At 37.2% G+C, this 12,784-nt stretch carries 11 protein-coding genes; 6 read left to right on the top strand and 5 right to left on the bottom strand.

Annotated elements, in window-relative coordinates:
* Positions 1–74: 74 nt before the first annotated feature.
* Positions 75–1,736: an ABC transporter ATP-binding protein gene (locus tag BUC06_RS02820; protein WP_073329485.1), complete on the bottom strand. Its 1,662-nt coding sequence runs from the start codon at positions 1,734–1,736 to the stop codon at positions 75–77.
* Positions 1,737–1,826: 90 nt separating this feature from the next.
* Between BUC06_RS02820 and BUC06_RS02825 the strand changes: the two genes are divergently transcribed.
* The 4 genes from BUC06_RS02825 to BUC06_RS02840 all read left to right on the top strand — a co-directional run bounded on the left by BUC06_RS02825 (position 1,827) and on the right by BUC06_RS02840 (position 4,686).
* Positions 1,827–2,732 (top strand): transcription antitermination protein NusB, encoded by a 906-nt coding sequence (locus BUC06_RS02825; RefSeq protein WP_073329488.1) that lies wholly within the window; start codon positions 1,827–1,829, stop codon positions 2,730–2,732.
* 1 nt (position 2,733) lies between these two features.
* Positions 2,734–3,243 carry a DUF1573 domain-containing protein gene (locus tag BUC06_RS02830; RefSeq protein ID WP_073329492.1) on the top strand — a complete coding sequence of 170 codons (510 nt, stop codon included), beginning with the start codon at positions 2,734–2,736 and terminating at the stop codon, positions 3,241–3,243.
* Between the two features lie 9 nt (positions 3,244–3,252).
* On the top strand, positions 3,253–3,615 hold the full coding sequence (gene yajC / locus BUC06_RS02835; RefSeq protein WP_073329495.1) for a preprotein translocase subunit YajC: 363 nt from the start codon (positions 3,253–3,255) through the stop codon (positions 3,613–3,615).
* A 336-nt stretch (positions 3,616–3,951) separates the two neighbouring features.
* The gene (locus tag BUC06_RS02840; protein ID WP_073329498.1) at positions 3,952–4,686 is read left to right on the top strand and encodes an SDR family NAD(P)-dependent oxidoreductase; all 735 of its coding nucleotides are present in this window, start codon (positions 3,952–3,954) and stop codon (positions 4,684–4,686) included.
* Here BUC06_RS02840 and BUC06_RS02845 read toward each other — a convergent pair.
* The 3 genes from BUC06_RS02845 to ku form a co-directional block, all read right to left on the bottom strand.
* Positions 4,640–5,797, bottom strand: coding sequence for a DUF6438 domain-containing protein (locus tag BUC06_RS02845; RefSeq protein WP_073329501.1), 1,158 nt, complete (start codon positions 5,795–5,797; stop codon positions 4,640–4,642). The two genes, BUC06_RS02840 and BUC06_RS02845, sit on opposite strands and share 47 nt — an antisense overlap.
* A 159-nt stretch (positions 5,798–5,956) precedes the next feature.
* Positions 5,957–8,491, bottom strand: coding sequence for a DNA ligase D (gene ligD, locus BUC06_RS02850; protein WP_073329504.1), 2,535 nt, complete (start codon positions 8,489–8,491; stop codon positions 5,957–5,959).
* On the bottom strand, positions 8,491–9,276 hold the full coding sequence (gene ku, locus BUC06_RS02855; RefSeq protein WP_073329507.1) for a non-homologous end joining protein Ku: 786 nt from the start codon (positions 9,274–9,276) through the stop codon (positions 8,491–8,493). The genes ligD and ku overlap by 1 nt, the downstream gene beginning before the upstream one ends.
* Before the next feature lie 145 nt (positions 9,277–9,421).
* Between ku and BUC06_RS02860 the strand changes: the two genes are divergently transcribed.
* A complete protein-coding gene (locus tag BUC06_RS02860; RefSeq protein WP_073329510.1) occupies positions 9,422–9,991 on the top strand; it encodes a Crp/Fnr family transcriptional regulator in 570 nt (189 codons plus the stop codon).
* A gap of 72 nt (positions 9,992–10,063) precedes the next feature.
* Positions 10,064–11,344, top strand: a complete 1,281-nt coding sequence (locus BUC06_RS02865) for an adenylosuccinate synthase (protein WP_073329513.1) — start codon at positions 10,064–10,066, stop codon at positions 11,342–11,344.
* A 90-nt stretch (positions 11,345–11,434) separates the two neighbouring features.
* Here BUC06_RS02865 and BUC06_RS02870 read toward each other — a convergent pair whose 3' ends face one another.
* The gene (locus BUC06_RS02870) at positions 11,435–12,766 is read right to left on the bottom strand and encodes a M12 family metallopeptidase (RefSeq protein ID WP_073329515.1); all 1,332 of its coding nucleotides are present in this window, start codon (positions 12,764–12,766) and stop codon (positions 11,435–11,437) included.
* Positions 12,767–12,784: the final 18 nt, after the last annotated feature.

The raw sequence follows: 12,784 nt of genomic DNA on the forward strand, positions 1-12,784 counted from the left end.
AGAACAAATATAAAAGAATTCTTTTAATCACAAAATTTTTTTTATGATTTATTTAACAATTGAGAACGAAACGGCTAAGCGGTTAAAGAATTGGTAATTTCGGTGAGGTTGATGATTTTATCAGCTCTCTGAGCGCTAGACTCTCTGTGTGTGATAATTATGGACGTGGCATTGTTGATTTTCCGGTCAATATTTTCAAGAATATTCTGCTCGGTTTCGGTATCTAAAGCCGACAGGGAATCATCAAAAATAATGATATTTGGATCCTTTATTAGTGCCCTTGCAATACATATTCTTTGCTTCTGTCCTCCCGAAAGCATCACTCCGCGTTCACCTACAAGTGTTTTATACTGTTCTTTAAATTCCACAATATTTTTATCAACGTCTGCTATCTTTGCATACTCCACTACCTTTTCGTGGGAAGGATGGTCAACAGCAAAACCGATATTGTTTTCAATAGAATCAGAGAACAGATAACTTTCCTGAGGAATATAGCCGATGAAATTTCTGTAATTCGCCAGATTATGGTCTTTCAGGTTTTTACCATCCACTAAAATCTCTCCTTCAGTTGGATCAATAAGTCTGCAGAGCAAAAGAGCAATGGTAGATTTTCCACTTCCCGTTTTACCCATGATAGCCAGGGATTCGCCGGCTTTAATCTTAAAGCTAAGGTTTTCTAATGCTTTGATTCCTGTATTGGGATACACGTAAGAAACGTTTCTGAATTCAATATCTCCCTGAATAGGATAGGTCTCAAAGTTGGTATTAATGACCTCTGATTTTTTATCCAGAAATTCATTAATTCTCTGCATGGAAGCTTCAGCTCTTTGGTTTACAGAAGTTACCCAACCTACCATTGAGAAGGGCCAGATCAGGATGTTGATGTACATAAAGAAATCAGCAATTTTACCGACACTCAGTTCCCCGGCAATATATTTCTGTCCGCCTACAAGAATAACAGCAACATTAAGGAGTCCGATTACAAATAGAATAATAGTAAAGAAATACGCTTCCGTTTTCGCTAAATCCAAAGCTTTGTTCTGATAATCAGTTACCTTGATCCCATAGTTCTTCTTGATGTAATTTTCTTTAGCAAAAAACTTAACCACTCTGATCCCGGAAAAGCTGTCCTGTACAAAAGTGGAGATCGCAGACTGGCTTTTCTGCATGATCTTCGATTTCTTATTGATAATAGAACTCACTTTAAAGATAATATACGATAAAACGGGAAGCGGCAACAAAGTCCATAAGGTCATAGAGGCATCCGTTTTTATCATATAGATACTGGTGATCAATAGAAGGATTACTAAATTCACCACATACATGACACCCGGACCCAAATACATTCTTACGGCCACAACATCTTCACTCAACCTGTTCATCAGGTCACCGATAGTCGTCTGCTTGTAATCCGTAAGAGATAGCTCCTGGTAATGTCTGTAAATTTTATTTTTCAGTTCATATTCAATTCTTCTTGATGCCACAATGATAGTCTGACGCATCATAAAGGTAAAAAATCCGGTTAAAAGTGAACAGCCAACAATAATAGCAACGTACACCAGAACTTGTTGGTTGAAACCCAGATGTCCGCCCTTGGTAAGTTCGTCTACAGACTTTCCTACAAACTGGACCTTATATATATTGAAGAAATTACTGGCAATGATGAATAATGACCCCCAAAACAGCAATGTTTTGTGCTTCCAAAAGTAAGGGTTTAAAGTTTTTAGAGCTTTCATAAAGTTTTACAAATTTACGAAAATGTAGGCAGACTACGAATTTCATCAATTTTAATTTTTGTATCTTTGCACCCATAAAAAGCTCTTTGAATGTTAGGAAGACGACAAATCCGTGAAAAAGTAGTACAGACAGTGTATTCATACTACCAGAACCCTTTAAAATTTGATGTTTTAGAGAAAAATATGTTCTCTGGAATAGAGAAAATCTATAATCTCTACATCTATCAGATCAATTTTTTGGTCGCTCTGAAAGAATTGGCAGAAACCCAGATCGAGATTGGTAAAAACAAATACCTTAAAACTGATGCTGAAATTAATCCTAACCAAAAATTCATCAATAACCAGGTACTGATCAAGCTGGAAGAAAATCCTGAAAGATTATTTTTCACAGGTCAGCACAAGCAGTTGAAATGGGATATGCATGATGATGTATTGGTAAAAACTTTCCAAAGAATTACTGCAGGAAAGCGTTATCAGGATTTCATGAAAGAAGAAGGATATTCTTTTGAAGCAGATCAGAAATTTATCGGGAAGCTATTCTTAAGATATATTGCTGAAAATGAAGATTTCCAGGAATATCTTAGTGATAAAGAACTTTCATGGTATGATGATATTCACATCGCCAACTCCATGGTACAGAAAACAATAGGTTTCCTGAAAGAAGATGAAGAAAGCAGAACTTTAATTAAGATGATTAAAGATGAAGAGGATAAAGTTTTTGCGGGAAAACTTCTCAGAGATACCCTGAATAACTGGGAAGCTAATGAGAAAAAACTTAGCGAAAGACTGGAAAACTGGGATCTGGAAAGAGTTTCTTTAATGGATAAAGTAATTTTGTCTACTGCTATTTCAGAACTGGATAATTTTGCTCTGACGCCTTCAAGAGTTATTATCAATGAATATATTGAAATTGCAAAAGTATTTGCAACAGACCGTTCCAATATCTTCATTAACGGAATTTTGGATAAATATTGTAAAGATCAAAATAGAATTTAACATGAAAAAGACATTATCAATTATCGCTTTGTCTATCATAGGCTTTGGTTTGGTTTCTTGTAAAAAAGAAAACAAAGAGGTGCAAGGTACTGAAACTGCAACCGCAGATTCTACAGCAATACAACAAACAGCTCCTACTGATTCAGCAGCATCTCCGGCAGTTGCCAATGCAGCAGCGGCTCCGGTTTCTAACCAGCCCCTAACATCAGTTGCGCTTTCAGAAAATAACTTCGATTTTGGAAAAATCAAAAAAGGAGACAAAGTACAGCACATTTATGAGATTACCAATACAGGAAAAAATCCTTTAGTGATCTCTGAAGTAAAACCTGGATGCGGATGTACAGCTCCGGATTTTACAAAAGAACCGATCCTTCCGGGTAAAAAAGGAAATATCACTTTGCATTTTGACTCTTCAAGCTTCGACGGAAACGTTCAGAAGTATGCAGATGTATTTGCTAATGTAGATAAGGCTCCTATTAAATTAACGTTCACAGCGAACATCCAACCATAATATAAATATATGTTGACAATCTTTTTACAGGCACAGCAGGGGTCTTCATCAATGATGCTGATCATGATGGGGGTAATGTTTGTGGGGTTTTATTTTCTGATGATAAGACCACAGATGAGAAAACAGAAGCAAGAGAAAAACTTTCAGGAAACTTTAAAAGTAGGAACCAGAGTAGTCCTTACTTCAGGTCTTCACGGAAGAATTGCTCAGGTTCAGGATGATGGTTTCGTGATCGAAACTTTATCAGGAAAACTGAAATTCGAAAAAGCGGCTGTTTCAAGAGAATTTACTGAAACGCGTTTTGGAGAAAAAGCAAAAGCAGCTGCTGAAAAAACAGCAGAGAAAAAAGAAATCGATACTGAAAAGAAATAATCTTTTAGTTTGAAGATATCAGCCCGGCGCGGTGAACTTTGTTCACCGCGCCGGGCTTTTTTATATAGCTTAAGAATCAAGATTTCAGACATCAGACACAAGACTTTTCTTAGGGTAAGACTGAGATCGAGAAACTGCAATAGTGAATTTTAGTTTACAAGTGAAATGTGAACTCCGTATCCCATATCATCCCAAAACTTTACGTCAAAAATCTTCTGCAGATCTTGCATATTATAAATTATAAGCTTAGTCAAATCAGTGCTATCCGTGAAAATCATTCGTGAAATTTGTGTTTAAAAAAGATGACCGTGAATTCAAATAAAATATCTTTGCATCATGAATCAAAATACAGGCAAAACCGTTCTCATTCTGGGCGCTAATTCAGACGTAGCCAAGCAGTGTATCATACAATACATTCATAAAGGATTTTCTGTAATCGCAGCTTCAAGGGATACTGACTCGCTTGAAAAATTCGTCGCAGACAACCGTTTGGATGCTTCAAAGGTCATCATTCTTTATTTTGACGCGGTAGATTTTGATTCCCATCAGAAATTTTATGATGAACTTCCTGTAAAACCTCATATTGCAGTGTACACGGCCGGTTTTCTGGTTGATAATGAAAAAGCGATGAAAGACTTTAAAGGCACTCACCAGATGATGCAGGTCAATTATATGGGAGCTGTTTCCATTCTGAATATTATCGCAATGGATCATAGCAATTCCCATCTGGAAAGAATGATCGGACTGTCTTCACTTTCGGGAGTAAGAGGACGGAAAAGTAATTTTGTGTATGGAAGTACCAAGGCAGCGTTTACTCAATATTTAGCGGGTTTAAGACAGGAATTGGCTTCAAGGGAAATAAAAGTGAATGCTCTGGTGATTGGTTATATCAGAACAAAGATCAATGAAGGTTTACAGCTCAATGAATCCTTGATTATGGAACCGGATTATGTAGCAAAACATATTGTCAATGCCGGAAATTCTTTTACTATTGTTCCGAATTTTAAGTGGAAGATCATTTATGTTATTTTGAAAATCTTGCCGGAGAGTTTGGTGGCAAAACTTCCTTAGGATAGTTTCTTGGCTCTATCAGGTTATTTTTTTTAAAGAAATTGTAGCCAAGATCAAGAGTTTTAAATGTTTTATCTCTAAGTTGTATTTTGAATATTCTTCCGTCCGTGTAAATTAACCTTTCATAGAAATCCATTTTTTTATAATCTATATTTTCAGGAAGGTCAAGCTGATAGTTGCCTGTAAAAGGAAGTTTTTCAGCATTGTTACCAGTAGATTGAGCGTTTAAAAGTTCGCTGTATAAATAGAAACTCTCAGAATCGTTAATCAGTCCTACCTTCTGTGTCTTTGACTGCAAAATGCCTACCAGTATGGGATCCTGTATGATCATTTCTTTAAGATCTGAATGCTGGTAAAGATAGCTGATGTTTCGAATTAATCTTCTGAGCTCGAAGGGCGATCGGGAGCCATAATCAGATATCGTTTTTACGATTTTTCCATTAGAAATGAAGGTTATAGTTGTTGAAGCCATATCACTGGCATTTATACTATAGTGCTTTTCTAAACCTTCAATACCAATTGTGTTTAGTTCTTTAAAAATATCTTCAGTAATCTGTTTTGATAAATGAGCTTGAAAAAATCCTTCCTGTGTGTTAAAGCGCTGACCATAAAATATCAACTTACCTTGATTGTCAATAACCGTGGAGTTTACAGGACAGGTTCCATAACATGATGCTTTTGATACGACGATTTTGTCAATATTTATATTTTTATATTGTTTCGATATATGGCGGACGTAAGTAAATAAAGACTTGTCTTTTTGTTTTAAAATAAGAGTATCAGGAGTAAGCTTTACCACTTTAGCCGCTTCGTATTTATTAGTAAAAGGATTTAGAAAGGACAAAGAGTCTTCTAATATTTTATATTTTGTCTTTTCACCAAGATATAATGTTTTATTTTCCCACCGATCATCATTCTCTGGGATTTTGAAAAAGCCGTTCTTATTAATATATGTTCCGTCTGCACAAAAAATAATATTAGGCGGATCCAGCAGAAAAGGAACAGGAGGTTCTTCAATACTGTTTTCAATTTTTATCTCTGTAAAAATCCATTCCCCTACAATATTTTTTTTGTTTTCCTTTTCTGATGTACACGATATTGTGATAAGCATTAGCAAAAAACAATATCTGATACTTTTCATCATAAAAATATTTATATACTAAAGGTAAAAAACGATAGAAATTGGTGCAAATTTATTTAGGGTATTCAAGAAGGAAAATAAAGTGTAATATTGTCATTTTATTTTTGATTCTCCTCAAAATTATTAAAATTACACATTGTTCTGCAACAATTCCAACACCTTCATCATATCAATTCCCTTACCCAAAACCGGTTTAAACAAATCTCCCTTGCCCTTAATCCTTTCCAGGGCATTATAAATCGTAAAATCGGTAGGCTTCAAACCAGGTTTCACTTCATTCCATTCCAGGGGCATAGAAACGGCGGCTCCCTCTTTTGGACGTACACTGTAGACACTCGCTAAGGTCTGACCAGTCCTGTTTTGTAGATAATCCATATAAATTTTCTTATCATCCCTTTTCTGTAAACTTCGTTCCAGAGTCGTCAGTTTGGGAAGCTTTTCATTGACCTGTTTCATCAGAATATGGGCGAAATCTTTGACCTGGTCAAAATCATATTTTCCTCCCATCGGAATATAAATATGAATTCCTGTGCTGCCGGAAGTTTTACAATATCCTTTAACTTTAACTGAATTTAAAACTTCATTCACCTGAAGTGCTGTTTCAACCACATCATCGAATGTATTTTTCTTGGATGGATCCAGATCCAGCACCAGATAATCCGGATGTTCCAGATCAGGAAGTGAACTGTTCCAGGGATTCATATCAATACAGCCTAAATTATTCAGATAGGCTAAGGTTGCTTTATCATTGCAATAAACGTAGTCAATATATTTGTCATTGGATTCCGAATAGACCTTTGTTGTTTTGATCCAGTCCGGCATGTTATCTCCTGCATCTTTCTGATAAAAACCCTGTTCTTCAATGCCACCGGGAAAGCGGTTGAGAGAGAGTGGACGGTTTTTCAGAAAAGGAAGAATATAAGAAGCAACCGACTGATAATATTCTATCACATCTCCTTTTGTAATGCCGTCTTTAGGAAAATAAATCTTATCCTGGTTCGTGAGGTGGACTTGATGTTTGTCCAATGTAATTTCCTTTTCTTTTTCAGGATTCGCTGACTTTTTTAATGGGGCTTTAGCTTTCATTTCTTTAGACTTTTCGTTCTTTGGATTCAATTGAATTTCTTCAGGCTCTTTATCTTCACGGATAGCCAAGAAAACAGGATGACGATACATACCGTCTTTAGTAATTTCAGAATATTTAATCTCACATACCAACTCAGGTTTCGTCCATGTTACAGGCATATTCGTTGTAGGAACCGTTTCAAATGGTGATGTTTTTATAACCATCTTTTGAAGTCTGTCATAAAGTTGTTTTAAAGATTCATTGTTAAAACCTGTTCCCGTATGACCACAGTAAGTCAGTCTTCCATCTGTATATTTTCCCAAAATCAGAGCTCCGAAACTTTCACGTGAACCACGGGGTTCTGTCAATCCGCAAATAATAGCTTCATCCGTATTTGTGAATTTTATTTTCAGCCAGTCACTGCTCCTTTGATTTTCAATATACAAGCTGTCAGCTTTCTTGGCAATCATTCCTTCCAGTTTCATTGTATTCATCTGATTAAAAAAAGCGATTCCCTTTTCCCGAATATGATCACAGTATTTGATAACATCCGTTTCCGTTAAAGCCTCTTTTAAAAGTTCCTTCCGTTGCACAAGAGGAAGTTCTTCTGTTGAATGCCCATTCAGCCAGAGAAGATCAAAAACCTGATAGGTTAATGCCATGTCAGGATGATCCCCGATCTGCTGTAAAAGCTGAAAATTGGGTTTACCATGCGCATCATAAGCGACAATTTCTCCATCCAGGACCATTTTGTGCTTCTGGTGGCTAAAATCTTTAGTAACTTTTTCAAACTTTGATAAAAAGGAAATTCCGTTGCGTGAGTAGAATAGGGGATTGGTATGACGTAGATCGGCAACAGCTCTGTAGCCATCCCATTTAATTTCAAAAAGCCAGTCTTCATCATCGAATGCTTTCTCAAAAGATTTGGTCAGCATCGGTTTGATGAATGAGGTAAGTTTTTTTTCGTTGGATAAAGAATTGAAGTTTTTAAACCTTTTCTCAGAGGTTATGTTTATTTTCAGGCTTTTTTTTTCCTCTAAAAATTTCGTTACCAGAGATTTTGGAGAGGTGTTTTTCTCTGCATCATATTTTTCCTCTGCGAAATCATCTTGATGTTTAATTAAAAGCCATGCATTATTTTCAGCGTTTTTCATTTTAACCAGTGCAAATTCACCTTTCAGTTTTTTACCGTGTAAAATGAATTTTATGGAACCTGCTTTTAATTCTTTTAATAATTCTTTCTCGTCAGAAAGTTGGCTTGTATCATCTAAAGGTTCATACGTTCCGCTATCCCATACTTCTACCTGTCCGGCTCCATAGTTTCCTTCCGGGATATTTCCTTCAAAATCTTTATAGTCATAAGGGTGGTCTTCCACCATCATGGCAAGACGTTTATCTTTTGAATCCAATGACGGGCCTTTGGGAATCGCCCAGCTTTTCAGGACTCCTTCCATTTCCAGACGGAAATCATAGTGAAGCCGGGAAGCTGCGTGTCTTTGAACCACAAAAACGAGTTGGTCTTTGCTTTTTTTGGTCTCTCCTTTAGGTTCGCTGGTCTCGTCGAACTTTCGTTTATTCTGGTAATCTTTTAGAGCCATTACGATGCAGATTTGGATTTAGGAGTTTGCAGGCTGGCTTTCAGCTGAGCCATAAGATCAATTACTTTTCCTTCTTTAGCAGGTTCAGCTTTTTTAGCTTTTATATTTTTGCCTTTTGCTTTCTTTTTGATGATTTTCATCAATTCATCAGAATAATTATCTTTATACATCACAGGGTCAAATTCCTGGGAAAGCTGTTTGATAAGGCTTACCGCCATTTTAAGCTCAGCGGGTTTAGGTGCTTTTTGAGCCGGAATTTTAAGATCCTTATAATCTCTTATTTCCTGATTAAACCTAAGACGGTTCAGAACCAGTATTTCTTCGTTGTAAGGCCTGATCATGCCAATAGCCTCGCTGTCCCGGAGGACAAATGTTCCGATACCAGCCATTTCAGTTTCCTGTAATGCTTTTAGCAAAAGCCTGTAGGCATTTTCACCGTTTTTCTGAGGCTCCAGATAATAGGGGTTTTCAAAATAAACACTGTCTACTTCTGATTCCCTGACAAACTGATCAATGGAAAGTATTTTTGTTTTTTCAGGACTTGCGGCTTCATAATCTTCCTCATCAAGAACGATGTATTGATCATCCATGAGATAACCCTTTACAATGTTTTCCCATTTAACTTCTTTTCCGGTGCTCTCGTTCACTCTTTTAAATTTGATATTGGAAAAATCAGATTTATCGAGCATATCGAGGTCCAGTTTCGTGGTTTCTGTAGCTGAATAGATTTTAACCGGGATATTGACTAAACCGAAGCCAATGGCGCCGTTCCAGATTGCTTTCATTGTCTTACGTTTTTAAAAATCAATCAATTAACATGCCGTGAAAAGATTATGTGGTACATTTTATCGTCTTGTTGTCAAATGACAATGGGTTGTTCCTACTATTTTTATACATTTATATTTTCCCGATATCAGGGCGTCAATACATATGGAAGAACTTTTTAAATACATAAGAAAATTCGGAATACTGAATACAGAAGAGGAGCTGCTGATCGCTCAGGGTTTGCAGGAAATTACTATTCTTAAAGGAGAAGCTTTTATAGAGGCCGGAAAGGTAAGCCGAAAGATAGCTTTTGTAAAAGAGGGCGTTTTCAGATCCTTGTACTACAATAAGCAGGGTGATGATTTTACACGTTATTTTATATATGAAGGAAGGTTTATAGGTGATTTCTACGGATTTGCCGATCAGATCCCTGCGCTTGAATATATTGAAGCGGTAACCGATGGTGTTTTGCTGACCATTGATCTTGATTATTTCAAAAAGTTGGAAAAGGAAATTGCCGTTTGGCCGGTATTATTCGCCAGGCTTCATGCTTTTGTGGCAGAGAATAAACTTAAGGTGGCCAGTACTATGCTGAATCTGGATGCTAAATCAAGGTATACTCATTTTTTAGATCATTATCGGGGACTTGCCAACAGAGTGCCGCAATCTATGCTGGCTTCTTACCTGGGAATTACCCCTTCGTCATTAAGCAGGATCAGAAGAAATATTGTGTAAATACTTTTTTGTCAAATCACAATGGCTTCGCGTTCTGCCTGTTATAGCTTTGCAGTATAAAAAATGTAAAGTATGAATATGGATATTGTATTAGGATTGCAGTGGGGAGATGAAGGTAAGGGTAAATTTATTGATCTCATCAGCGAAGACTATGATATTACCGCCCGTTTTAATGGTGGTGCGAATGCCGGACACAGTATAGAACGTCACGGAAAAAGAATTACCCTGAAATCTCTACCTTCCGGGATTTTCATGAAAGGAGTTCAGAATGTTATCGGAACAGGGACGGTGTTGGATCCGGTAAGTCTGAGAAGAGAAATTTTAAATCTTAAGGAATTTGACGGAACGATTGAGCCGGAAAATAATCTCATCATATCTGCAAAAGCACACCTTGTCCTTCCGACCCATAAACTTCTGGATATATTCATGGAAGATAATCCCGATTACACCCCCATCGGCACAACAAGAAACGGAATTGCCCAGGCGTATTCCAATAAAATAATGAGACAGAATCTAAGGGTTGGTGATATAGATGCTCCGGATTTTAAGAGCAGGATAGAGCGTATTTTAAAAAGAGATTACAGCGTGCTCGCAGGTGGTGATACGGTACTTCCTCCATGGGAAGAAATCAGCAGGGAGTTTTTTGAGGCTATAGAATTTTTGAAAAAGTTCACTCGTACAGAAACAGAACTGTTTTTAAATACCGCTTTGTTAACGGGGAAGAAGATTCTTGCTGAGGGATCTCAGGCTGCAATGCTGGATATAGATCATGGAACTTATCCCTATGTAACATCTTCTTCCACCACCGCTTCAGGAGCTTGCAGTGGATTGGGTATTTCGCCTAAAAAAGTCGGTGAGATATTCGGGATTGCAAAAGCATACTGTACCAGGGTGGGGAACGGTATGTTTCCGACGGAGATTTTTGATGAGCTTGGAGAAGAGATCAGAAATAAAGGCGATGAGTTTGGTTCCAATACGGGACGTCCAAGAAGAATTGGCTGGCTGGATCTTCCGGCTTTGCGATATGCCATTATGATCAACGGAGTTACGCAGGTGATCCTTACCAAAGCTGATATTTTAAGTGGAATGAAATCTGTAGCAGTCTGTACCCATTATGAACTTGAAGATGGCAGTATGGCAACGATTTCCGGAACACTTCCTGAAAATGGCCTTCCGGTTTTAAAACAGATGAAGGGCTGGGAAGGAGATATTACCACTATTGATGATGCCTCCAACTTACCTGAAGAATTAAAAACTTTTCTTTCTTTTCTGAATGATGAGCTGGGTGTTCCTATTACCTATCTTTCTACGGGTCCGGGAAGAAATGAGATATTGAAATTAAACAGTAAATAATTATAAAACAGGAAAGGTCTACTGATCTGACAAACAAGAGAGGTCAGGGAATTTATTCCCTAACCTCTTTGTTTAATGAAAAAGTTGAATTTAATTAACTTTTGTAAGTTTAAAGCGTTGCTTTGTAGAAGGCTGAACCGTTTGATCTGTACTACCGATTACGATAGGCGTAAGATTAGTTGTCAGGCCATTCTTTACTTCTAATCTCAGGGATGGTGCATTTTTAGGAGCGAATCCGAAACCATTATTTCCAAGGTTAAATAATAACCATTTCTGAGAATCTGTATTGGAATTAGTTCTTAACTCTACGGCAGTGCCATTCGCAGTTCCATTACTTTTTACGGTTAGCACCTTTGTAGCATCCAATGTAGATTTGATGATATAATAACCATGATCTGATTTAGTAAAAGTAAATCTCTGGTTATTCCCTGTAGAAGCTGAATACAGGATCACACTGGTGCCATCTGTAGTGGAGCTTCCGGAAATATCTACATTTTTATCATTCGCTAAAGATGTTGTCATGGTGTAGGTTCCGTTGATTGCAGAAGTAGCATTCACAGGCCCGTACAAATGATTAATTCCCGCATAGTCACCGGCAGACAATCCTGTTCTTTGCTTGGTGAAAGTAGAACCGTCCAGTTTAGTCATTACAGGTTGGCTTGAGTTTATAGCAAAGTCAGTAGACTGATACATCATCACTGAACCAAAATCAAAGGCACCGTATCCTGCATAATCATTATAAATATTGAAGTTGTGACGGCTGCCTTCTACCGCTCTGTTAATATCTACAATAATATACTGATCTCTGTCCGGACGGCACTGCTCATGCATGATTCCCATAGAGTGCATGACTTCGTGGGCAATAATTGCCGGATAGGTAATATTATAAATTTTGATACCATTGACTCTGTTTTGCTGCCATCCAAGCGGAGAACTGTTACCTGTAGAATAGGTAAAGGTGATATATTCTGTTTGGTTGGTACGTTGAACAAACTGAACACTGGTTTGAGAAGAAATCATATCAAACGCTTTGTTAATGTTAGTAAGAAAAGTATTATAGTTCTGAGTGCTCAGCGTGCCCTGGCTAGGTAGGGTATAATATACCGTTGCATTGGGCCATGTCTTAATAAAGGAACTCACAATGGTGCTTTTTTCTGCTGTTGACAGCTCCGAATTGGCCTGCGTCTTTAATTTGTTAAACTGTTCAGGTGTAATCGTAATATCATCTGCATAAAAATATTCACCATTTACTTCGTTAACATAAGTATAAGTCCCGTTAATTAATAATTTGTGAATCGTGGTATTGTCCAGTTTCGCCGTTGTATGGTCCATTGAGTTAGCCTGTGTGCTTTCAATATCCGACCTACAAGAATTCAGTGCCAGAAGAAGGCATACTGATAAGAGTAATAGTTTGCTTTTCATATTATTTAAATGTTGGTG

The sequence above is a fragment of the Chryseobacterium carnipullorum genome (genome assembly GCF_900142785.1).
GTDB lineage: Bacteria > Bacteroidota > Bacteroidia > Flavobacteriales > Weeksellaceae > Chryseobacterium > Chryseobacterium carnipullorum.